At 69.4% G+C, this 20,928-nt stretch carries 22 protein-coding genes; 16 read left to right on the top strand and 6 right to left on the bottom strand.

The window, feature by feature from the left end:
• From ACTOWL_RS09805 to ACTOWL_RS09845, 9 genes are all read left to right on the top strand, one after another.
• On the top strand, positions 1 to 480 hold a 480-nt coding region (locus ACTOWL_RS09805), incomplete at its 5' end, for a phage baseplate assembly protein V (protein WP_441321035.1).
• 3 nt (positions 481 to 483) lie between these two features.
• Positions 484 to 828, top strand: coding sequence for a hypothetical protein (locus tag ACTOWL_RS09810; protein WP_441321036.1), 345 nt, complete (start codon positions 484 to 486; stop codon positions 826 to 828).
• A gap of 8 nt (positions 829 to 836) precedes the next feature.
• Complete coding sequence (locus ACTOWL_RS09815; RefSeq protein ID WP_441321037.1) at positions 837 to 1,283, top strand: GPW/gp25 family protein; 447 nt, start codon at positions 837 to 839, stop codon at positions 1,281 to 1,283.
• Positions 1,283 to 3,835: a baseplate J/gp47 family protein gene (locus ACTOWL_RS09820; RefSeq protein WP_441321038.1), complete on the top strand. Its 2,553-nt coding sequence runs from the start codon at positions 1,283 to 1,285 to the stop codon at positions 3,833 to 3,835. Before ACTOWL_RS09815 ends, ACTOWL_RS09820 begins: the two co-directional genes overlap by 1 nt.
• Complete coding sequence (locus tag ACTOWL_RS09825; RefSeq protein WP_441321039.1) at positions 3,832 to 4,401, top strand: phage tail protein; 570 nt, start codon at positions 3,832 to 3,834, stop codon at positions 4,399 to 4,401. The genes ACTOWL_RS09820 and ACTOWL_RS09825 overlap by 4 nt, the downstream gene beginning before the upstream one ends.
• Positions 4,402 to 4,405: 4 nt before the next feature.
• Positions 4,406 to 5,554 (top strand): PASTA domain-containing protein, encoded by a 1,149-nt coding sequence (locus ACTOWL_RS09830; protein ID WP_441321040.1) that lies wholly within the window; start codon positions 4,406 to 4,408, stop codon positions 5,552 to 5,554.
• 164 nt (positions 5,555 to 5,718) lie between these two features.
• On the top strand, positions 5,719 to 6,852 hold the full coding sequence (locus ACTOWL_RS09835; RefSeq protein WP_441321041.1) for a PASTA domain-containing protein: 1,134 nt from the start codon (positions 5,719 to 5,721) through the stop codon (positions 6,850 to 6,852).
• 25 nt (positions 6,853 to 6,877) lie between these two features.
• Complete coding sequence (locus ACTOWL_RS09840; RefSeq protein ID WP_441321042.1) at positions 6,878 to 7,837, top strand: hypothetical protein; 960 nt, start codon at positions 6,878 to 6,880, stop codon at positions 7,835 to 7,837.
• 12 nt (positions 7,838 to 7,849) lie between these two features.
• Complete coding sequence (locus ACTOWL_RS09845) at positions 7,850 to 8,419, top strand: hypothetical protein (RefSeq protein WP_441321043.1); 570 nt, start codon at positions 7,850 to 7,852, stop codon at positions 8,417 to 8,419.
• Between the two features lie 2 nt (positions 8,420 to 8,421).
• Here ACTOWL_RS09845 and ACTOWL_RS09850 read toward each other — a convergent pair whose 3' ends face one another.
• Positions 8,422 to 9,138 (bottom strand): hypothetical protein, encoded by a 717-nt coding sequence (locus tag ACTOWL_RS09850; protein WP_441321044.1) that lies wholly within the window; start codon positions 9,136 to 9,138, stop codon positions 8,422 to 8,424.
• A 155-nt stretch (positions 9,139 to 9,293) separates the two neighbouring features.
• Between ACTOWL_RS09850 and ACTOWL_RS09855 the strand changes: the two genes are divergently transcribed.
• The 4 genes from ACTOWL_RS09855 (at position 9,294) to ACTOWL_RS09870 (ending at position 13,241) form a co-directional block, all read left to right on the top strand.
• Complete coding sequence (locus tag ACTOWL_RS09855) at positions 9,294 to 9,605, top strand: hypothetical protein (RefSeq protein ID WP_441321045.1); 312 nt, start codon at positions 9,294 to 9,296, stop codon at positions 9,603 to 9,605.
• 79 nt (positions 9,606 to 9,684) lie between these two features.
• Positions 9,685 to 10,173 (top strand): hypothetical protein, encoded by a 489-nt coding sequence (locus ACTOWL_RS09860; protein WP_441321046.1) that lies wholly within the window; start codon positions 9,685 to 9,687, stop codon positions 10,171 to 10,173.
• A 29-nt stretch (positions 10,174 to 10,202) separates the two neighbouring features.
• Positions 10,203 to 12,104, top strand: coding sequence for a S8 family serine peptidase (locus ACTOWL_RS09865; RefSeq protein ID WP_441321047.1), 1,902 nt, complete (start codon positions 10,203 to 10,205; stop codon positions 12,102 to 12,104).
• Positions 12,105 to 12,116: 12 nt separating this feature from the next.
• A complete protein-coding gene (locus ACTOWL_RS09870; protein ID WP_441321048.1) occupies positions 12,117 to 13,241 on the top strand; it encodes a hypothetical protein in 1,125 nt (374 codons plus the stop codon).
• Positions 13,242 to 13,423: 182 nt separating this feature from the next.
• On the opposite strand, the gene ACTOWL_RS09875 is transcribed toward ACTOWL_RS09870, so the two are convergent.
• The 3 genes from ACTOWL_RS09875 to ACTOWL_RS09885 form a co-directional block, all read right to left on the bottom strand.
• Positions 13,424 to 14,263: an inositol monophosphatase family protein gene (locus ACTOWL_RS09875; RefSeq protein ID WP_441321049.1), complete on the bottom strand. Its 840-nt coding sequence runs from the start codon at positions 14,261 to 14,263 to the stop codon at positions 13,424 to 13,426.
• Positions 14,260 to 15,132 carry a diacylglycerol/lipid kinase family protein gene (locus ACTOWL_RS09880; RefSeq protein ID WP_441321050.1) on the bottom strand — a complete coding sequence of 291 codons (873 nt, stop codon included), beginning with the start codon at positions 15,130 to 15,132 and terminating at the stop codon, positions 14,260 to 14,262. Before ACTOWL_RS09880 ends, ACTOWL_RS09875 begins: the two co-directional genes overlap by 4 nt.
• 150 nt (positions 15,133 to 15,282) lie before the next feature.
• The gene (locus tag ACTOWL_RS09885) at positions 15,283 to 15,591 is read right to left on the bottom strand and encodes a hypothetical protein (RefSeq protein ID WP_441321051.1); all 309 of its coding nucleotides are present in this window, start codon (positions 15,589 to 15,591) and stop codon (positions 15,283 to 15,285) included.
• Positions 15,592 to 15,975: 384 nt separating this feature from the next.
• On the opposite strand from ACTOWL_RS09885, the gene ACTOWL_RS09890 reads away from it, so the two are divergent.
• A complete protein-coding gene (locus ACTOWL_RS09890; RefSeq protein ID WP_441321052.1) occupies positions 15,976 to 16,482 on the top strand; it encodes an RNA polymerase sigma factor in 507 nt (168 codons plus the stop codon).
• 10 nt (positions 16,483 to 16,492) lie between these two features.
• On the opposite strand, the gene ACTOWL_RS09895 is transcribed toward ACTOWL_RS09890, so the two are convergent.
• Both ACTOWL_RS09895 and ACTOWL_RS09900 read right to left on the bottom strand, forming a co-directional pair.
• A complete protein-coding gene (locus ACTOWL_RS09895; protein WP_441321053.1) occupies positions 16,493 to 17,314 on the bottom strand; it encodes a response regulator in 822 nt (273 codons plus the stop codon).
• 216 nt (positions 17,315 to 17,530) lie between these two features.
• Positions 17,531 to 18,328: an SDR family oxidoreductase gene (locus ACTOWL_RS09900; RefSeq protein ID WP_441321054.1), complete on the bottom strand. Its 798-nt coding sequence runs from the start codon at positions 18,326 to 18,328 to the stop codon at positions 17,531 to 17,533.
• Between the two features lie 126 nt (positions 18,329 to 18,454).
• On the opposite strand from ACTOWL_RS09900, the gene ACTOWL_RS09905 reads away from it, so the two are divergent.
• Both ACTOWL_RS09905 and ACTOWL_RS09910 read left to right on the top strand, forming a co-directional pair.
• Positions 18,455 to 19,399, top strand: coding sequence for a 3-hydroxyacyl-CoA dehydrogenase (locus ACTOWL_RS09905; RefSeq protein ID WP_441321055.1), 945 nt, complete (start codon positions 18,455 to 18,457; stop codon positions 19,397 to 19,399).
• A 17-nt stretch (positions 19,400 to 19,416) separates the two neighbouring features.
• Positions 19,417 to 20,349 carry a 3-keto-5-aminohexanoate cleavage protein gene (locus ACTOWL_RS09910; RefSeq protein WP_441321056.1) on the top strand — a complete coding sequence of 311 codons (933 nt, stop codon included), beginning with the start codon at positions 19,417 to 19,419 and terminating at the stop codon, positions 20,347 to 20,349.
• The last annotated feature ends 579 nt before the right edge of the window (positions 20,350 to 20,928 follow it).

Raw genomic sequence — 20,928 nt, forward strand, 5'->3', positions numbered from 1 at the left:
GCGCCGGCCATCACCCTGGGCCGGATCTGCACCGTCGACGACCCGCAGCGGCTATCGCGGGTGCGCGCGGCGCTGCCGGCCTATGCCGGCATCGAGACCGACTGGCTGCCGGTGCTGGCCGCCGGCGCCGGAACCGGCAAGGGCCTCTCCGTCCTGCCCGAGCTCGACGACAGCGTCCTGATCCTGTTCCCCGACGGGGACCCCGCCCGCGGCATCGTGATGGGCGGCCTGTTCGGCGAGCGCGAATGGCCCGGCGCCGCCGGCGAGGGCCGGCGATCCTTCACTTTCCGCTCGCCGAGCGGCCAGGTCTTCACGCTCGACGGCGAGCGGGCGCTGGCGCGGCTTGAGACCTCCGCCGGCGACATGCTCGAGCTCGGCCCGGACGGCACCGTCCTGCGGTCGACCACCGACCTCACCATCGAGGCGCCCGGCCGCAGGGTCACCATCCGCGCCAACGCCATCGACTTCAGGAAGGGTTGAGACATGCTGTGGCTGACCGAGGACGCCGTTCTGATCTGCGACCATGGCGGGCAGGTGACGATCAAGCCGACCCAGACCCTGGTCCGCATCGAGGACCGCCAGGTGCTGGTGGACGACGACCCCGAGCACCGCAACATCCGGCACTGCCCGAACACCAACCCGGTCGTCGGCCTGCGCCCCTGCCTGAACACGCTGGCCGTCCGCGAGGGCTATTCGACGCTGCTGACGGTGGAGGGCGAACCGGTCTGCCTCGACTCCGTCCGCGGGCTCACCGACGGCTCTCCCCCCGGCATCGTCAACTACAAGGTCGTCGAGCCCGGCCAGCCTTTCGTGACGGCGGACGCATGAGCCCGGCGATGCGCGGATGGCGGTTCGATGGCGTGGCCCTCGGCGGCGGCCTCGGCGACGGGCCTGCGCCCGGCGGGCCGCTGCTGACCCCGGCCGGCGGCGTGGCCATGATCGCGGACGACGTCATGGTGCGGCAGTCGATCATCCTGCTGCTGACGACGATCCCCGGCGAGCGGGTGATGCGGCCCGACTACGGCTGCCCGCTGCACCGCCTGATGTTCGCGCCCAACGACGCCACCACCGCCGGCCTGGCGATCCACTACATCCGCCAGGCGCTGCAGCGCTGGGAGCCCCGCATCGACGTCCTGCGCCTCGACGCGGGCGCTGCGATCGCCGGCGAGCCGGGGGAGGACAGCGGGACCCGTCTCACCGTCGAACTGGACTACCGGGTCCGGTCGACCAACGGTCTCGGCCGAGTGGCCTTCTCGGTCGATCTGAACGGAGGCGTCGTCTGATGCCGCTGCCCAGCCCCAAGCTCGACGATCGCACCTTCCGCCAGCTGGTGGCCGAAGCCCTCACGGTCGTCGACCGCACCTGTCCGGCCTGGACGGACCGGTCACCGAGCGATCCCGGCGTGACCCTGATCGAGGCCTTCGCCTTCCTCACCGACAACCTTCTCTACCGGCTCAACCGGGTGCCCGAGAAGGTCTATGTCAGCCTGCTCAACCTGATGGGCATCAAGCTGCGGGCCCCGGCCGCGGCATCGGTCACCCTGACCTTTGCGCGCGGCGGCAAGGCGACGGGGGCGATCGCCATCCCACAGGGCACCCGGGTCGCGACCACCGACGGTTCGGTCGAATTCGTGGTGACGCGCGGCGGCACCCTGGCGGAAGGCCAGGCCAGCCTGGATCTGCCCGCCCTGCATTGCGAGCCGGTGGCGGGCGAGCTGACCGGGCTTGGGTCCGGCGCGCCGGGCCAGAGCGTCCGGCTGAAGCGGCCGCCGGTGATCGCGCCGTCGGGCGACGATCTTGACCTCGTCGTCGGCGTCGAAACGGCCCCGCAGGAGCTGGCGGAAGGCAGTCCGTCGCGGGCCTTCGACGGCAAGGCCTATCGCATCTGGACCGAGGTCGACAGCTTCGCCGATTGCGCCCCCGGGGACTGCGCCTATGTCGTCGACCGGGCCGAGGGCCGGATCGTCTTCGCCCCGGCCCGCGCCGGCGGCATGGACGGCGCCGCGACCCTGGCCGCGACGCCGCCGGCCAACCGCGAGATCCGGGTCTGGTACCGCCGTGGGGGAGGGCGCTCGGGCAATGTCGCGGCCGGCACCCTGACGGTGCTCAAGGACGTGCCCGACGGGGTGACGGCCAGCAACGCCGAGCGCGCCGTCGGCGGCGCCGACGGCGAGGCGGTGCAGGACGCCATGCGGCGCGGGCCGGAGATCCTCGGCTACAGCCGATGCGCGGTCACCGCGCGGGACTTCGAGCGCCTGGCCGCCGGCGTCGGCGGCGTGGCGCAGGCCCGGGCCTATGCCCAGGCCCAGGCCTGGCGGCATGCCGATCCGGGCGTGGTCGAGATCCTGCTGGTGCCGTCGATCGAGGCCGATGCTTCGCCCCAGGACGCGGTGACGCCGGAGGTGCTGACCCAGCATCAGGTCGAGGCGTTGCGGACGCGGGTCGACAAGATCGTCGATGCCCGGCGGCCGCTCGGGGTGCGGACGGTCGTCGGCTGGGCCCACGGCCGCGCCGTGTCGGTCACCGCCCGGGTCGTGGTCGGGCGGCAGGAGGATGCCGCCTCGGTCGAGACCCGGCTGCACCGCCGCCTGAACCTGCTGTTCTCACCGCTGCGCGACCGGCCCTTCGGCCGGGTGATCCGGGTGTCGGACGTCTACGAGGCGCTGCTGTCGGAGCCGGGCGTGCAATATGCCGACCAGATCTCCCTCGCCGTCGACGACGCGCCGAATCGCGACGTGATCGACATGGTGCGGGACCCGCATCAGCCGCGGACCTGGTTCGCCGCCGCGGCGGACGGGCTGCACCGGACCCTGGACGACGGCGACAGCTGGGCCCGCATCTTTGCCGATCCGGGCGAGACGGTGCGCTTCATCCGCCGCGACCCCGACCATCCGGGACTGCTGGCGCTCGGCGTCCAGCGCGGGGATCAGGGCGCCATCCACATCTCCCGCGACTGCGGCGAGACCTGGACCCGCAACGCGGCCGCGTTCGAATTCCCCGTGACCGACGCCGTCTGGCTCACCCGGGCCGGCCTGTCCGAGCTGCTGATCGCGGCCGAGCGCGGCCTGTTCCGGATCCAGCCCGGCCGCGACAGCGGGCCCGTGGCGATCAAGGTCGGCGACGCCGCAATCGACGACCGCGGTTTCTACGCCGTGACCACCGTGACCTCGCCCTCGGGCGTGATCATGGTGGCCGCCGCGGCGCGGATGAAGGGGGGGGTCTTCCTGTCCGCCGCTGCCGGGCTGTCGGAGACCTTCCGCCCGATCGGCCTGAAGGACAAGGACGTCCGGGTCCTGGTGGTCCAGCGCTACAACGCGCGCGACTATCTCTGGGCCGGCCTCTCGGCCGAGGCCGGGCAGCAGGGCGAGGGCGCCGCGCGCATCGAGCTGCGGGTCACCGGCGAGGATGATGCGGAAGGCTGGAAGCGGGTCAATCTCGGCTGGCAGGGCGGCTCCTGCGAAGGCCTGGCCTTCGCCGGCAACATGGTCCTGGCCGGGTCGAACCGGGCAGGGGTGCTGATCCTCGACAACAGCGCGGCCGCACCGACCTGGGAGGCCAGCAAGCTCGGTTCCGGCCTGCCGATCCGGGACAAGGACCGGCTATGGCATCCGGTTCTGGCGGTCGCCGCGGCGCCGCCCGCCGCGGATGGCGGTGTCGTCGCACTGGCCGGCGGGCCGGTGGGGCTGTGCCGCAGCGCCGATGGCGGACAGACCTTCGTGTCGGTGTCGGCCACCGTGTTCAACGACCGCGCGCCGCTGCCGCGCAACTGGCTGTACTGCGCCGGCCGCCACAGCATCACCGTCGTCTCGGGCGATCCCGGGGGAGGTGGGTCGTGAAGGCCGACCAGATCGCCCGCTTCCTGCCGGAGACCTACCGGGCGGCGCTCGGCTCCGGCCGCCTGCTGGAAACCTTGCTCGTGGTCATGGAGACGATGCACGCCCCGGCGGACGCCGTGCTCGACGGCCTCGACAGCCATTTCGACGCGCGGCGGACCCCGGACCGGTTCGTGCCCTATCTCGCGAGCTGGCTCGACCTCGACCGCTACCTGGACTGGCCGGGCGGACCCCAGGCGCCGCCGCGCTACGCCGCCGGCCTGGGGCGGCTGCGCGAGCTGACCGCCCAGGCGGCGGAGCTCGGCCGCTGGCGCGGCACCTCCGACGGGCTGCTGCGCTTCCTCGAGGTCGCGACCGGTATTCCCGGTTTCGCCATCGAGGAGAACCCGCCGGACGAGCAGGGCGCACCGCGGCCGTTCCATCTTCGGGTCCGTGCCCCGCCGGCGGCACTGGAGGTGAAGGATCTCGTGTACCGCGTGATCGAGGCGGAGAAGCCGGCCCACGTCACCAGCGAGGTCGAATTCGAGGGGGGCCGCCCGGCGGCCGGAGAATTGAGTAGAAAGGGATAGTCAAATGCCGAGTTTCGAGATTCCGGATATTCCGCCCAAGGCCCAGCTGAAGCAGGAGACCGAAAACAACCAGACGGTCAGCACCGGCGCGGTCACCTTCACCGTCACCAACAAGACCGGCCAGGGCCTCTCCGGCCGGGTCACGATCGAGCCGCAGGGCGAGGCCAAGGCGGAGTGGTTCAGCGTCGACGGCGAGAGCGAGCGCCAGTTCGCCGCCGGCGGCACCCACACCTTCACCGTCCGGATCAAGACCCCGCCAGCGGCGACGGCCGGGACCTATTCCCTCAAGGTCAGGGCGGTGGCGATAAACGACCCGGACAACGACTTCGCGGAAAGCCCGGTCGTCGTCTTCGACATCGCCGCCCCGCCGGTCGTCGATACCAAGAAGAAGAAGCTGCCCTGGTGGATCTTCGTCGCGATCGGCGGCGGCGTCGCCGTGGTCGCCGGCGTGGTGGTGGCGGTCATCCTGTTCACGGGCGGCGGCGGGACGAAGGTCCCGAATGTGGTCGACCTTCCATTCACCGAGGCCGAGCAGCAGCTCACCGCAGCCAAGTTCACCGTCGTCCAGGACAACGACGCCGACAGCGACAAGGCGCCGGGCACCGTCACCGGCCAGGACCCCGGGGCGGACACCGAGGCGGACGAGGGGGCCCAGGTCACGCTGCGCGTCGCCCAGGGCGTGGAGGTGCTGAACGTCGTCGGCCAGCCCTTCGCGGCGGCGGAGAACGCGCTTCGGCTCGGTCACGGCTTCAAGGTCGAGCGGGTCGTCGGTCAGGCCGGCGGCAAGGCCCCCGAGACCGTGGTCGGCCAGGTTCCGCTGCCGCCCGAGCGGGCGGCGCGCGGCGGGACGGTGAAACTGACGGTCGATCCCGGCGTCGCGGTTCCCAACATGCCCATCCCGACGACGCAGCAGACCGCCGTGAACACCCTGCAAGGCGCCGGGCTCGGCGTCCGGATCACCGGCCGTTGTCAGGTTTCGGGGATAGTCGACGAGGTTATCGACATCAGCCCGGCCCGGGGAGCCTTCGTCGCCAAGGGGGCGACGGTCGACCTGATTATCCGTGTCCGGTCCACAATCGGCAGCTGCTTCATCATCCCGCCGATCTTTCTCAAGCCTACCGATCGCTTCGTCTTCAGACCAGTCACCCAGTAGCCGCGGCAGAGGACAGCAGCGGCCATGGCACCGATCTTCGCCCTCGAGCCCCGTCCCGGCGGCGCTGGGCATCGGCGTCCTGGTCGCTGTCGGCCCACGCCACCAGCGCAGTCGAATTCGAGGACGCCGACCAGCGACCGGAGAATGAGCAGAGAGGAATAGTCATGCCGAGTTTCGAGATTCCGGATATTCCGCCGAAGGCCGCGCTGAAGCACGAGACCGAGGGCGACCAGACCTTCAGCACCGGCGCGGTCACCTTCACCGTCACCAACAAGACCAACCAGGGTCTCTCCGGCCGGGTCACGATCGAGCCGCAGGGCGAAGCCAAGGCGGAGTGGTTCAGCGTCGACGGCGAGAGCGAGCGCGACTTCGCCGCCGGCGGCACCCACACCTTCACCGTCCGGATCAAGACTCCACCGACGGCGACGGCGGGGACCTATTCCCTCAAGGTCCGGGCGGTGGCGATCAACGACCCGGACAACGACTTCGCGGAAAGCCCGGTCGTCGTCTTCGACGTCGCCGCCCCGCCGGTCGCCGCCCCGAAGAAGGGGCTGCCGTGGTGGATCTTCGCCGCGATCGGCGGCGGCGTCGCCGTGGTCGCCGCGGTGGTGGCGGTGATCTTCCTGTGGCCGGCCAGCGGAACGAAGGTCCCGAACGTGGTCGACCTTCCGTTCGTCGAGGCCGAGCAGCAGCTCACCGCAGCCAAGTTCACCGTCGTCCAGGAGACCGACCCCGACAGCGACAAGGCGCCGGGCATCGTCACCGGCCAGGACCCGGCGGCCGAGACCAAGCTGAAGGACGGCGGCCAGGTCACGCTGCGCGTGGCCGCGGGCGCCGAGCTGCCGAACGTCGTCGGCCAGCTGTTCCCGGCGGCGGAGAGCACGCTCCGGGTGAGCCATGGCTTCCGGGTCGAGCGGATCGCCGGTGCCGCCGGTGGCAAGGCCCCCGAGACCGTGGTCGGCCAGGATCCGATGCCGCCGGCGCAGGTGGCGCGCGGCGGGACGGTGAGGCTGACGGTCGATCCCGGCGTCGGCGTTCCCGCCATCGCGGTGCCGACGACGCAGCAGGCCGCCACGAGCAGCCTGCAGTCCGCCGGCCTCGCCCCCCGGATCAGCGGCCGATGCGAGGCGGGAACGCCGGATCAGGTCATCGCCGTCGTCCCGGCGTCGGGAACCCTGGTCGCCAAGGGATCGGCGGTCGACCTGACGATCCGCGTCTCGCCCAGCACCATCGGCTGCCGGTTGCGCGGCCCGATCCGGCCGGACGAGCGCGTCGTGCTCAGGCCGCTCACCCCATAACCGCTGCGATACGGAGGCCTATTCCATGATGGCACGGATCTTCGCCCTCGAGCCGCTTCTGGTCGCTCTGGGCATCGGGCTGGTCGGGGCGATCCTCGCCGCGATCATTCGGGCGGTAAAAGGCGACGGCGCCGGGTCGGTGGCGCTGCGCGCCCTCGAGACCTTCCTCACCGCGGCGCTGGGCGCGTTCCTGGCCCGCGCCTTCATCAGCCTGGTGCTCGATCTCGGCGGCAACACCGACGGCACGGTCGTGGTCACCAGCCTGCTGTTCACGATCTGGCCCGGCGTCATCAACCTGGTGAGCTGGGCCTTCGGTGACCCGATCATCGGCGTCGATGGGCTGCTCTGGATCGCGCTTGTCATCGGCGGCCTGGTCGGGCTGAACGACGGGCTCTGGGCGATCCAGCGCTGGCTCGGCTTCGGCGTCCTGACCTTCCTGCTCGACGTCACCTGGGGGCTCGCCGGATCGACCAACGGTGTGCTCCTGCACCTGATCAACATCGTCTGGGGCGATCATGCCGATGGCGAACCGGAGAACCGGCAATCGGCGCATCGCTACAGGAGCGGCTTCTGCCTGAAGAAGGACTTCGCCTTCACCCAAGGGGCGGTAATGAGCCGGATGCTGCACACAAACTCCGGCGACCACCGGCCCGGCTCGGCCCTGCACAACCACGAATTCATCCATGTCTGGCAGAACCGGATCCTCGGGCCGTTCTTCTGGTTCTCCTATATGGGCTGGATGGCGGTGCTGTTCCTGCCCGCCCTGATCGTCGGGCTGATCGCCAAGTCGGTCGGCGATACCATCCTCTACTGGTGCTATTACAACGACCCCTGGGAGGTGATGGCCTACACGATTGCCAACAAAAACTCCCGGACCGGCCCGGGATGGCAATGCTGGGACCTGCCTGTGGCCATTCCCCTGAACGTTCTGGTGACCGCCGGCCTGGCCGCGTTCTTCGCCTGGATCGTCAGCGTCGGCTTCTAGGGACGCCGCCCGATGCGCCTCCTGATCGTCATCCTCGTCCTGGTCGGCGTCGCCTTCGCCGCGGTGATCGCCTTCGGCAGCCTGCACTCGCCGGAGTCCGGGAACCCGCCGCCCTCCGATCAGGAGGCGCTGGAGGAGAAGGGCTGGGATCCGCCGGACTGGGCGGCGGCGATGAACGCGGTCATGTCGCCCTTCGCGCCGGGGCTGGAGATGACCCCGCCGGGGGTGTCGGTGAATGCCGGAGCGGAGGTCGAGCGCCGGGCCTCCGCCGCGGACGAGGATCTGCGCGTCGCCCGCCTGGCGCTGACGTCCGGGCGCGGCATCGCCGTGCGGTACGAGTGCAGGGACGGGGAGGGGAGGAGCTGTCCGCAGAAGGCCTGCCTCTGCATCTCCGGCGCGACCTTCACCGATGCCGAGATCGGCGATCTCTGCACCGATGGCTGGGAGAAGCGCCGCAGGTCCGGCGGCGGGGTCCGATGCGGTGCCGACGACGCCGAGGCGTCGATCGTCATCTATCCCGAAGGCGGGAAGCTGGTCTTCCGGGCGCTGGGCCCGGCCGCTGCCAAGGCGGAGTTCCGCTGATGTCAGCCCACCCGGACGCTGCGCAGGCTGGCGACCACTGCCAAGATCGAGCCGATCAGCAGCAGGATCAGCCAGATCGCGCCGACGATGGCGATCACCAGCGCGCCGATGACGTCGGCGATGCTGACCAGGAAGCCCGGCGGGAAGCTGTGCAGGAAGGCCACCACCCAGGTGGCGCCCAGCGAGACGGCGGCGAGGATGACAAGGCCCTTGTTCTGCAGGAAGCGCTGATGCGCCAGCACCAGGCAGACGCAGAAGGCGAGCTTGAACAGCATGACCAGCGACAGGGTGATCCGCGCCGCGCTCTCCGGGAAGTCTCCCCAGACGGCGAGATAGGCGATGGTGCCGAAGGGGACCGCGAGCAGCAGGGTGACCATCAGAATCAGCGCGCCCAGCGCCAGGAAGATCAGCACGATCGCCGCCAGCAGGCCCAGCAGCGACAGGATCAGGCCGACGATGCCCTGGACCCGGCCCTGGACCCCGCGCGGCAGGATCAGACCGAGCGCCATGGTCGCGACGGCATAGGCCAGCAGCAGGTCGAGGATGGCGAGGTAGCGGATTCCGAAGCCCGGCGTCGGCGGATCGAAGCCGGCCGGGGCCGCCGTCCCCAGGACGGCGATCGAGGCCAGTTCCACCAGGATCACCAGAAACAGCAGGACGGCGGCGGCGACGAAGAACGGTATGCGCAGCCGGTCCAGCCCGATGGCCTGCATCGACATCTCTTCAAATCCTTGAAATCAAATGGATTGACGCCATAATTTGACCAAGATCTACGAATATCATACAATAATCATAAGATCAAGATCATGATTTGAAATTCATAAATATCGATATAGCAACTATATAGTGATTTTATATTGTAAAGGAGATAGTCATGAGATGGATTCTCATCGCGATCGTGGCCGTGATCGGCGTGCTCGCAATCGTTCTGCCGCTGCCGCAGGTCCTCGATTGGGCGCCTAAGATGGCGAACACTGCCATGGGCATGGGTATCGGCTGCCTGGTGTCCGCCGTTGGCCTGATCTTCGTGCCGGTGGTCGGAAGGCCCTTCGTCCAGGCCAGCGGCTCCAGCAGCAGCGGCGTCACCGTCATCGGCGGCGCGCAGTTCAATCCGGCGTCGTGGCTCGAGTGGGTGGTGCTGATCGTCCCGATCGTCGGCGGCATCGTCATCGGCGCGGTGGTCTGATCGTTCCGAGCCGTCCGAGCGATGCGCCGGGGCACGGCCTCGGCGCATCGGTGGACGGCCAATCCCATGGAGCTTTGTCATGGCTGACGCAGCTGCCGCCGGCACCCGACCCAACCTGTGGTCGTTGGTGGCCGCGGCCCTCTTCATTGTGATCGGCGCTCTCCTGATCTCGTTGACCCACGGGTTCGCGCTGCCGGCCTGGCTGCGCTGGGGCGCCGTGGCGGTCTGGGCTGTGCTGACCGGCGTGGTGGTCTTGATCGACGCAAAGCTCGATCCGACCACGGATTCCCGGCCTGTCGACATCTGGACCATCGCCCACGGCTTCGCCGGAATCGTCTTCGGCATCTGGTTCGTGCCGTTCTGGCTGATCGTGGCGCTCACCGTGCTCTGGGAGGTCTTCGAGGCCGTGACCACCGGTATCGGAGACGAGGAGGTCATCATCAACCGCGTCGTCGACGTCGGCATCGCGATCACCCTGTGGGCGGCGGTGATCCTGGTCGTGATGCTGGTGCAGCAGGGGACGTCCTTCCCGCTGTTCCCGCCCTTCCATGCCCCCTTCTCGGCGTGACCCCGGGCCCGCAGGCGGAGGTATGACCGATGGCACGACCTTCCAGACCCGCCCCGGCGGCGCCGGCCATCACCGAGGACACGCTGCGCCGGCTGATCTTCCGGACCTTCGGCCACCAGCGCTTCACGCAGGACAGCCCGATCCTGCCGGATGTCTGGCTGGCCTATGCCCGGTCCGACGCGGCGAAGCGGCATGACCTGATCCTCACGCCCCGCGCCGGCCACACCGCCGGCAACGTGGCCGTGATGCTGGAGCAGGGGCTCGACAGCTACTACGCCGCCGAGCCGGCAGCGGACCGCCGTCGCCGCCGCGCCGAGACACGGCTGGCCTACAGCCGCTCCTCGGTGGTGGTGCGGCTCACCTTCGCCGAGCTGATCTGTGTGGTGGTGCCGATGACCAGCTGGTGGCTCGGGCTGCCGCTCGAGCTGGCCAGCTTCGCGCCGATCCGCCAATGGCTCGACCGTCCCGACGGGATCAGCCTGAAGCGGCTGCTGAGCACCACCAAGAGCTGGGAGTATCTGCGCTTCGTGGTCCTGGCCGGCTTCATCGCGATCCCGCCGGCCGACCCGAACCGGGCAGCGCTGGCGGACGCGCTGCAGGCCGATGCGAACGGCATCGACCGCATCCGCCCGATCCTGGACGGGTTCCTCGGTCTGGCTGATCGCATCGTCCGGGCGCCCGCGAGCGGCGAGCCCGGCGAGATCTGGAACATCAGCCTGAACCGGACCACCGCCACCGCCCTGTTCGAATCCCGCGCCGCGGTCAAGGGCGACGCGGCCCAGAACGTGTTCCAGATCCGCAGCCAGGGCCTGGCCTGGGGCGTCATCGACTGCGGCATCGACGCCGTGCATCCGGCGTTCCTGGACCGCGGGCGGTACCAGCCGCCGGCCGGGCCGCAGGACATCCCGATCGAGCAGTCGCGCATTGTCGCGACCTACGACTTCACCTTCCTGCGCGACCTGCTGTCGTCCCGCCAGGCGGCCAAGGTGACCACGGCCGGCGGCCGCAGCAAAAAGCTCAACAAGGCGGAGCGGGAGGAGCTGCGCGACCTCAATCGCCGCGTTTGTCTCGGCCGCGAGATCGACTGGGACGTACTCCTGCCGATCATCACCGTGCCGCACCGGGCCGAGACGTACGAGAAGCCGGCGCATGAGCACGGCACGCATGTCGCCGGGATCCTGGCCGGGCACTGGCCGGGGGCCGAGAACCACGAGGGGCTCGATCTCGTCGGGCTGTGCCCCGACCTGCGCCTCTTCGACTTCCGGGTGTTCGACAAGGACGGGAACGGCGACGAGTTCACCATCATGTCGGCCCTGCAGGTGGTCGCCTATCTCAACCGGAACCGGGACAATCCGGTGATCCACGGCGTCAATCTCAGCCTGTCGCTGAAGCACGAGGTGTTCAGCTACGCCTGCGGCCGCACCCCGATCTGCGAGGAGTGCAGCCGTCTGGTCGGCGACGGCGTGGTCGTCGTCGCCGCCGCCGGCAACCAGGGCTTCGAGGATCCGCTGGCCGGCGGCGGGCCGTTCGGTGTCTATCGCGACATCAGCATCACCGATCCCGGCAATGCCGACGCCGTCATCACCGTCGGCTCGACCCACCGCAGCCATCCGCATTCTTATGGCGTCAGCTACTTCTCGAGCCGGGGACCGACCGGGGACGGCCGGCGCAAGCCGGACCTGGTCGCGCCGGGGGAGAAGGTGACGGCGCCGATCCCCAATTGCGGCACGAAGCGCATGGACGGCACCAGCATGGCCGCCCCCCATGTCAGCGGCGCGGCGGCGCTCCTGATGGCGCGGCACCGCGAGCTGGTCGGGCATCCGGAGCGGATCAAGGAGGTGCTGTGCCGGTCGGCGACGGACCTCGGCCGCGAGGCCAATTTCCAGGGCGCGGGCATGCTCGACATCCTGCGGGCGCTGCAATCGGTATAGGGGGAGGGGGCGATGATCGTCTTCGAGGCCGTGCATGCGAAGTTCGGGGACGCCCTGCTGCTGCGCTACCAGCAGGGCAGGCAGCAGCGGCTGTGGATCATCGATGGCGGCCCGGCCGGCGTCTGGAAGAACGTCCTGAAGCCGCGGCTCGAACAGCTCCGCGGCGGCGCCGAGACGCTGACCGTCGACCTTGCCATGCTCAGCCATGTCGACGACGACCACGTCAACGGCGTGCTGCAGATGATCGGCGGCATCGCGGAGAAGAGGCCCGGCGCCGCGACCTGGCTCGACATCCGCCGCTTCTGGCACAACAGCTTCGCCGATCTGCTCGGCTCGGCGGCCGCCAAGGCGGGGCAGGCGAGCCTTGCCGGTCTGGCGCAGGACGCCAAGGCGGCGATGGCGGGGACAGGGACCCTCGCCGCCGCCGGGGGCAAGCTGCAGACGCATCGGGAGCTGGCGGTCCTCGCCAGCATCGGCCAGGGCCGCGAGCTGCGGGACTATCTGGTGCAACTCAAGCTCGAGGGCAATCCGCCCTTCAACGATGTGCTGTCCTCGACCAGCGGGCACCGGGACATCGACGGCGCCAAGGTCACGGTCCTCGGCCCGCGCGCGCCGCGCCTCGAGGCCTTGCGCAAGGCGTGGGCCAAGGCCTCCGGCAGCCCGGCGGCCGTGGCCGGCCTGTTCCTCGACAAGCTGGACGAGTCCGTTCCGAACCTGTCGAGCCTCGTGCTTCTGGTCGAGATCGGCAAACGGAAGATCCTGCTGACGGGCGACGCCCGCGGCGACGACATCGTGGCGGGCCTCGAGGACGCCATGCCCGACGTCGAGCTGCCGATGAAGCTCGACATCCTGAAGATGCCGCATCACGGCAGCGACCGGAACATGACCGCGACGTTCCTGCAGAGCTTCCCGGCGGATCACTACGTGATCTCGGCCGACGACACCTTCGGCAATCCGGAGGACAACACGCTGCGCGCCATCGTCGCGTCGCGCGACCCTGGGGAGGACTACACGATCCACCTGACCAATGCGATCGACCGGCTGCAGCAGCTGCTGCCGGAGATCTCGAAGGGCCGGGCGTTCAAATTCGCCGTCCGGGGCGCGCAGGATCTGTCGGTGGCCATCACGCTGCCGTAGGGGGCAGGCAAGCGGCTCGTGGGCAAGGAGCCGAGGGCTATATGAAAGTCGGATAATATATATTATGGAAAATATGATATGACCTCAGGCCATGCCTAGCTCACTCTCGCGCGATCTCTCGTTGTATCTGCAATGCATCAATGCGTTAGAGCACAAACTTCAACAAAGAGATCCAGACCGGATCACGCGGCGGCATCCTTGCGTCGGATGGCGGCGGCCTCGGGCCCGATCACGAGCTGGCCGTGCCAGCTGCGGGGATCGTCGCCGAAGCCAGAGAAGCGCTCCCAGCCCCGCTCCTGGTCCGACAGCGTGAAGGCAGTGCCCCCGGCGGCCGTGACCAAGCACAGCCCGCCGGCGACGTCCCAGACATTCGGCCGCTCGAACCGCGCCACCTCCAGCAAGCCGGCCGCCACGAAGGCGCATTCGATCGCGGCCGATCCGGTCTTGCGGGTTTCCCACGGCAGCACCGTGCCGGGGTCGAGCCGCGGCTCTCCCGCCAGGCGCCGGCGCACCGCCGGGTTCGGGCCGACCTCCAGCTTCGCCCCGTCGAAGCTCAGCGGGCCGCGGCCACTGGCGTGATAGACGCCGGAGCGCAGGGCGTGGCTGGTCGAGCACCACACGGCGCCGATCACCGGCCGGCCGCGATGCAGCAGGCCGATCGACGCAGCAAACAGCGGTAAGCCATTGACGAAATTGGTGGTTCCGTCGACCGGATCGATCGCCCAGACCGGGCTGTCGGGCCCGGCCGGATGGTCCTCCATCTCCTCGCCGATGATGCCGTGGTCGGGATAGAGCTCCGCCAGGCGCAGCCGGATCAGGGATTCCACCCGCTGATCGACCTCCGAAACGGGATCGCGGAACAGCAGATCGTCCCCCTGCCCGGCCCCGGTCTTGTATCGGACGCTGAAGGTCCGGCCGAGCGAGGCGACGATCTCGGCCCCGGCGAGCCTGGCGAACTCGATCGCCGTCTCCTCCCATTGCTGCAATTGGGCCGTGGACAGGTCGTCGGTCGCGCTGGTCATTCGTCATCTCCCGGGGTGAGGACGATCACCGGCTTGGGCTCGATGCGGATGGTCAGCGTGGCCTCGCCGCCCTCGACCACCGTGTCGTCGACATGGAGGCTGCCACCCTGCGGGTGCAGCTCGACCCGCTCGGCCTTCTTCCGCTGCAGCGGCGATCCCCTGGCCTCCGGGTCCTTCAGCCAGGCGAGCATCGACCGGCGCTTCGCCGCCGGCAGCCAGGCCACGTCGAGATGCGCGTCCCCGGGGTCGGCTTCCGGCGCCAGCAACAGGTTCGGCCCGATCATCGGCAGGTTCATCACCTCGAGCATCAGCATCTTCTCGTCCAGCCGCTTGCCGTCGACGGTCAGGCTGACCTCGAGCGGCTCGCAGTCGGCGACGATGCGGCGCAACTCGTCCCGCCGTTCTCCGACCAGGTCGGAGCCGTGCTCCTTGCCGCCGGCGGCACCTTGCTCGATCGCGGTGACCAGGGGACCCATGCCGACCGCCTCGACGAAGTTGCGGGACCATTCCGGCCCCTCGACCACGCCGATCCGGAGCGGCGTGCGCTTCGCCTTGGCCAGGCCGGCGACGATGTGGCGCGGCTCCTCGACGATGCCGAGCGCCCGCGCGATGTTGTTGGAGCTGCCGGTCGGCAGGATCACGACGGTATGGCCGCGGCCGTGCAGCGCCCGCACGATCTCGGCCACGGCGCCGTCGCCGCCGGCGATCACCACCAGGTCATGCGGATTCTCCAGCGCCTGCTCCAGCTCCTTGCTGCGGGTCGAGCAATGCACCGGGGCGAAGCCGGACATCTCCAGCAGGCGGACCAGCTTGTCCGCCGGCCAGTCGCCGTCGCCGGCTTTGGGGTTGTGAAACAGCGAGACTTCCATGGTCGAACAATCCGGCCACGGCCGTTTCGGTTCCGTCCGCTTCGGCCCGGCGCGCCAGCCGGCCGCAATCCACGCCGCCGTGACGCCGGCGACGCGCTGACGTGGACAGGGCCGGTCCGAATGGACCGGCCCTGTCTGAAGCGGGACGGATCAGCCGCCGCATTGGGTGGCGTATTCCTGGTCCGCCGCCTGGATCCGCTGGTCGGCCCGCTGCAGATCCTGGGCCGTAAGCTGCAGCCGCGCCTGGCAGTTGCGATTGATCACGTTGAGGCGTTTGGCCTCGGCGATCAGGGTGGAGCCGGTCCGGCACTGCTCCGTCATCGGCGCGTTGGCCTGGTTGCTCAGAAGCTGCTGCGCAGTGCGGACTTTCTCCGCTTGGACCTGGGCGTCCGACTGGCAGTCGGCGAAGGCCGGCGAGGCGACGAGGACCGCCGCGGCGGCGAGTAGGACGAGTTTCACTGGACTTCCCCTTCAGGCTGGCAGGGTCGCCTTCCGCCGCGCCGCGGCGGAGGACAATGAGGCAATGGCCGAGCCACGGCGATTGTTCCGCCCGCGCCGCGACAAAGGCAGATCGGCCGATCGAGCGATCATCTGCACAAGAATTCATCAATTCAGACAAATGCCGCTTCGTGTATCTTGCCGATCACGGCGGCGGATTGGCGCACATGAAACCGCTTATCAATTGATAGTCGGGGGGCGCCGATTTGGGACACCGCAGCGATGTACGGCAAACGAAGCGGGATTTCATTGCGCCGGAGGCTCGGAAGACAAGAATTTTTAAGGGAACAGTCCGGCCGCCCATCGGTTTCGTTGGGTACTCAGTCGCAACACGGACGCTCCCCGATGCCGGCCATCTCAGCCGCAACCGAGCGACAGTTCCTCGCGACCGTCGCTCCCTGCATTCCGGATCTCCGGCGCTATGCCGTGAGCCTAACCCGCAACCGGGCGGATGCCGACGACCTGATCCAGGAGACCCTGCTGCGGGCCGCCCTGAAGCTCCATCTCTGGCGGCCCGGCAGCAACATCGTGGCCTGGCTGATCGTCATGATGCGCCGCCTCCACCTTTCGAAATTCGTCTCGGGCAAGCGCAACCAGACCGAGATGGTGCCAATCGAGGGCTGGGACCTGCCCGCCCCGGCCAACCAGACCGAGGTGATCGAGGTGCGCGAAGTGGAGGCACGCTGGCCCTCCCTGTCGCGCAGCCATCGCGAGGTGCTGCACCTGGTGGCGATCAACGGCGCCTCCTATGAAGAGGCGGCCGAGCGCCTGCATGTCCCGATCGGCACCATCCGCTCCCGCCTGGCGCGGGCGCGGAACGCCCTGCGCGGCGAAGACCGGGCGGTCCATTGAGGCCGACCGGTCACAGCGCCTCGACCGGCAGGCTGAAGACATAGCCGACACCGCGCTCCGTCCGGATGATCTTCGGGGCGCTGGGATCGGTCTCCAGCTTGCGGCGTAGCCGCAGCACCTGCACGTCGACGGTGCGGTCGAACACATCCTCGCGGATCCGCGTCGCCTGCAGCAGCTGCTCGCGCGACAGCGGCCGCTGCGGCGCCGCGACGAAGGCGACGAGCAGCGCATACTCGGCCTTCGACAGCGGCACCACGGCCCCCTGGGAGTCGGTCAGCCGCCGCAGGCGCCGGTCGAGCTGCCAGCCGCCGAAGCGGCAGCGGCCACGCTCGGGGGCCCGCTGCGGCGCCGCCCGCGCGAGGTCCCGGCCGCGCAGGATCGCCCGGATCCGCGCCAGCAGCTCCCGCAGCCCGAATGGCTTGCTCAGACAGTCGTCGGCGCCGAGCTCCAGCCCGATGACGCGATCGATCTCCTCCTGGCCGCGACCGGTGCCGATGATCACCGGGATGGCCGATTTCGCCCGCATCTCGCGCAGCAGGGCGAGGCCGTCGCCCTCGCCGAGCTGCAGATCCAGGATCACCACGTCCAGCTCGCCCCTGGCGATGTGGCGGGCCATCTCCTGGCGCCCCGCGGCCGCGACCGCGCGCACGCCGTGGCTCTCGAGATAGTCGACGATCGTCTCCCGCGTCGCCGGGTCGTCGTCGGCAACCAGGACGCGGATCGCCCGGTTGCTGTTCGCGGTGCTCAGGTCCAGCCGTGTCGGCGTGCTGGACTCGGCCTGCGACCAGGAGGCGACGAGGTAGTCGGCCGGGGACATCCGATGTTGAAGCAAGGCTTCTGACTCCAGTTTCCGGCAGCGGTGGGTCCCGCCGCCTGTGCTGTGCCCGGACCATCGCATCCGGGCCGCGGAGCCGGAGGTGACCTGGGTCACGCCGCGCCGGTGATCTCGCCCAGCTGCCGTGGCGGCCGGGCTCGGCGTCACCGTCCGCCTGGCGGTCATCCTGACGCAATCGGTCCGCAACGCCCTGCCGGGCCTCGCCACGGCGGCTTAGGCCAGCGACTGCAGGTCGCCGCAGATGCTGATCGCCTGGCCCGAGATGGTGCGGCCGCGCGGCGAGGCCAGCAGCAGGATCTGGTCGGCCAGCTGGCGCGGCTGGATCATCTCCCGGATCGAGGCCTGCGCCAGGGACTGGTCCAGCATCGCCTCCGGCGTGACGCCGCGCTGCGCCGCCTTGGCGGCGAAGACCCGGCGGATGCGGTCGCCCTCGACGATGCCGGGCTGGATCGCGTTGACCCGGATGCCGAGCGGCCCAAGCTCGATCGACAGCGATTTGGTCAAGCCGACCACCGCCCATTTCGAGGCGGCATAGGGCGTGCGCAGCGGAAAGCCCAGCCGGCCGGCCGAGGAGGACAGGTTGACGATGCTGGCATTGTTGCTCTTGGCCAGATGCGGCACGGCCAGGCGGGTGCAGTTGAACTGACCGGTGATGTTGACCGCCAGCGTCCGGTCCCACTCCTCCGGATCGATCTGGTCGACCCGGCCGGTCGGGCCGGCGATGCCGACATTGTTGACCAGGCAGTCGAGCCCGCCCAGCGCCGCCAGCGCCTGGTCGAACAGCCGGGCGACAGACGCCCGATCGGACATGTCGGCCGGGGTCGTGCTGATGGCCGGGCTTTCCGCCGCCAGCGATTCGAGCCCCGCCCGGTCGACGTCGCAGACATGCACCCGCGCCCCCTCCTCCACGAAGGCGCGGACGATCTCCCGCCCGATGCCGGACGCGCCGGCGGTGACCAGGACGCGCAGGCCCTTGATGCCGAGATCCATGGCGTTCTCCTCCTTGCTCATTGCCAGCAACCCTATCCCGGAGGGCCATCACAACCAAGCCGGCCTGGGTTGCCGATCGCGGTCTGGACCCGGGGCCGACTTTGTCGGACCGTTGCCACAACGAATGTTCGGGAGAGGAAGCGCAGCATGCCGACCGTCGCGATCATCGGCACCGGGCTGATCGGCCGGTCCTGGGCGATCGTCTTCGCCGCCGCCGGCTGGCAGGTGCGGCTGACCGATACCAGCGCCGCCGCCCTCGACGCTGCGCCGGGGCTGATCGCCGAAGGCCTGGCCGAGCTCGCCAGCCAAGGGCTGGTCGACGACCCGGCCGGCGCCGCGGCACGGGTCCGGGCCGCCGGATCCCTGGCCGATGCGGTGACCAGGGCAGAGCTGGTGCAGGAGAACCTGCCCGAGGATGTCGCGGTCAAGTGCGCGGTGTTCGCCGAGCTGGACCGGCTGGCGCCGCGCGACGCCATCCTCGCCTCCTCCACCTCGGCCATCGTCGCCTCGCGCTTCACCGAGAACCTGGCCGGACGCGACCGCTGCCTGGTCGCCCATCCGGTCAACCCGCCGCATCTGGTGCCGGTGGTCGAGCTGTGCGGCGCGCCCTGGACTTCCCCCGAGACGATCGAGCGCGCACGACGGATCTATCGCGCCGTGGGACAGGAGCCAGTCACGGTCCACCGCGAGGTCGACGGCTTCGTGCTGAACCGGCTGCAGGGCGCGCTGCTGGCCGAGGCCTTCCGGCTGGTCGGCGACGGCGTGATCAGCCCGCAGGACCTGGACAAGACCATCAAGGATGGGCTCGGCCTGCGCTGGTCGTTCCTCGGCCCCTTCGGCACCATCGAACTGAACGCGCCGGGCGGCATCCCCGACTACTGCGCCCGCTACACCGGATTCTACCGACGCCTCGCCGCCGACCCCGCCAAGCCGGAGGTATGGGACGGCCCCACCGTCGCCCGCCTGCTGGCCGGCTGGGGCGAGACCCCGGACGCCGGCCGGCTGGCCGCCCGCAGCGCCTGGCGCGACCGTCGCCTCGCGGCGCTGAAGGCCCACAAGGCGGCGCAGACCGAAGACCCGACCGTTTCCTGAGCCGAAGGACAGACCAGATGGCCAAGAGCCGCAAGATCATCATCACCTGCGCCGTCACCGGGGCGATCCACACCCCGTCGATGTCGCCCCACCTGCCGGTGACCGCCGCCGAGATCGCCGAGGCGGCGATCGGCGCGGCCGAGGCCGGGGCCGCCATCGTCCATCTGCACGCCCGCGACCCGGAGACCGGCAAGCCCGACCAGACGCCGCAGGCCTTCGAGCCGTTCCTCAAGGTGATCAAGCAGCGCTCGAACTGCGTCGTCAACCTGACCACCGGCGGCGCCCCCTGGATGCGGGTCGAGGAACGCATCCTGCCGGCCCAGACCTTCAAGCCGGAGGTCGCGTCGCTGAACATGGGGTCGATGAATTTCGGCCTGTTCCCGATGCTCAACCGGTTCAAGGAGTTCAGGCATTCATGGGAGCCGGAGGCGCTGGAGGCCTCGCGCGACCTGGTGTTCCGCAACAGCTTCAAGGACATCGAGTTCGTGCTGCAGACGCTGAGCGACGACGACATCCGCTTCGAGTTCGAGTGCTACGACACCTCGCATCTCTACAACCTGCACCACTTCCTGGAGCACGGCCTGGTCAAGCCGCCGCTGTTCGTCCAGACCGTGTTCGGCATCCTCGGCGGCATCGGCCCGCATCCGGAGGATGTGGCGCATATGAAGCGCACCGCCGACCGGCTGTTCGGCGACCAGTACGAATGGTCGGTGCTGGGCGCCGGGCGCAACCAGCTGCCGATCGCGGCGATGGCGGCGGCGATGGGCGGCAATGTCCGGGTCGGGCTCGAGGATTCGCTCTGGGCCGGCCCCGGCAAGCTGGCGGAATCGAACGCCCAGCAGGTCCGCCTCGCCCGCCAGATCATCGAGGGGCTGGGATTGGAGATCGCCTCACCGGACGAGGCGCGCGAGATCCTGGAGCTGAAGGGCGGCGACCGCGTGGCTTTCTGACACGATCGGACGACACAGGCCCGGGCTGTTACGGCAGTCACAGCCCGGGCCGGCGGCTCGTGCTTCCATAGGGACATGGACACGGCCCTTCAGATCCCGATTCCGAAGCCCGACCGGGCCGCTTCGCTGCGAGCCGAAGCGCGACGGTCATCGCTGTGGCCGGAATCCCACGACGCTCGACAATGTGGCAGCCCTGCCCTCGTTTCGCCGGCTTCATCCGATATTGATGGAGGATCGGCCCGAGCTCCGTGTTACCCTTCTAGTGAAGACCATGTCTTCAATCGGAGCTCATCACCAATCTCGCAATGTAACGGTCATTTTGTTTCTGAGATGCAGATCATTAGAAGCGGCATGATTGTCGATGTGAAGGGGCGAGGGGCGATTTCTTCTACCGCTTCGGTGCGTCACGATGCTGGACGATTTTCGGCCGATCTCCGGGGGCTGTCCCACCGAGTCTGCCGCCTCCTCGCCGACACTCGTGCGGAACGGGTGTCGTGATGGGCGCGCAAACCCGCACAAAATCTGGTGTTTCAATTCGGTGTACGACCGACATCGCGTCTATGCGTATGATCGAGGCAA

The sequence above is a fragment of the Inquilinus sp. CA228 genome, assembly GCF_052078665.1.
GTDB lineage: Bacteria > Pseudomonadota > Alphaproteobacteria > DSM-16000 > Inquilinaceae > Inquilinus.

Coding starts and splice junctions, on each gene's coding strand:
- ACTOWL_RS09830 (WP_441321040.1), top strand. CDS start 4,406: ATGCCGAGTTTCGAGATTCCGGATATTCCGCCCAAGGCCCAGCTGAAG.
- ACTOWL_RS09835 (WP_441321041.1), top strand. CDS start 5,719: ATGCCGAGTTTCGAGATTCCGGATATTCCGCCGAAGGCCGCGCTGAAG.
- ACTOWL_RS09860 (WP_441321046.1), top strand. CDS start 9,685: ATGGCTGACGCAGCTGCCGCCGGCACCCGACCCAACCTGTGGTCGTTG.
- ACTOWL_RS09815 (WP_441321037.1), top strand. CDS start 837: ATGCGCGGATGGCGGTTCGATGGCGTGGCCCTCGGCGGCGGCCTCGGC.
- ACTOWL_RS09900 (WP_441321054.1), bottom strand. CDS start 18,328: ATGAGCAAGGAGGAGAACGCCATGGATCTCGGCATCAAGGGCCTGCGC.
- ACTOWL_RS09820 (WP_441321038.1), top strand. CDS start 1,283: ATGCCGCTGCCCAGCCCCAAGCTCGACGATCGCACCTTCCGCCAGCTG.
- ACTOWL_RS09910 (WP_441321056.1), top strand. CDS start 19,417: ATGGCCAAGAGCCGCAAGATCATCATCACCTGCGCCGTCACCGGGGCG.
- ACTOWL_RS09870 (WP_441321048.1), top strand. CDS start 12,117: ATGATCGTCTTCGAGGCCGTGCATGCGAAGTTCGGGGACGCCCTGCTG.
- ACTOWL_RS09845 (WP_441321043.1), top strand. CDS start 7,850: ATGCGCCTCCTGATCGTCATCCTCGTCCTGGTCGGCGTCGCCTTCGCC.
- ACTOWL_RS09890 (WP_441321052.1), top strand. CDS start 15,976: ATGCCGGCCATCTCAGCCGCAACCGAGCGACAGTTCCTCGCGACCGTC.
- ACTOWL_RS09840 (WP_441321042.1), top strand. CDS start 6,878: ATGATGGCACGGATCTTCGCCCTCGAGCCGCTTCTGGTCGCTCTGGGC.
- ACTOWL_RS09875 (WP_441321049.1), bottom strand. CDS start 14,263: ATGACCAGCGCGACCGACGACCTGTCCACGGCCCAATTGCAGCAATGG.
- ACTOWL_RS09880 (WP_441321050.1), bottom strand. CDS start 15,132: ATGGAAGTCTCGCTGTTTCACAACCCCAAAGCCGGCGACGGCGACTGG.
- ACTOWL_RS09865 (WP_441321047.1), top strand. CDS start 10,203: ATGGCACGACCTTCCAGACCCGCCCCGGCGGCGCCGGCCATCACCGAG.
- ACTOWL_RS09855 (WP_441321045.1), top strand. CDS start 9,294: ATGAGATGGATTCTCATCGCGATCGTGGCCGTGATCGGCGTGCTCGCA.
- ACTOWL_RS09850 (WP_441321044.1), bottom strand. CDS start 9,138: ATGTCGATGCAGGCCATCGGGCTGGACCGGCTGCGCATACCGTTCTTC.
- ACTOWL_RS09810 (WP_441321036.1), top strand. CDS start 484: ATGCTGTGGCTGACCGAGGACGCCGTTCTGATCTGCGACCATGGCGGG.
- ACTOWL_RS09905 (WP_441321055.1), top strand. CDS start 18,455: ATGCCGACCGTCGCGATCATCGGCACCGGGCTGATCGGCCGGTCCTGG.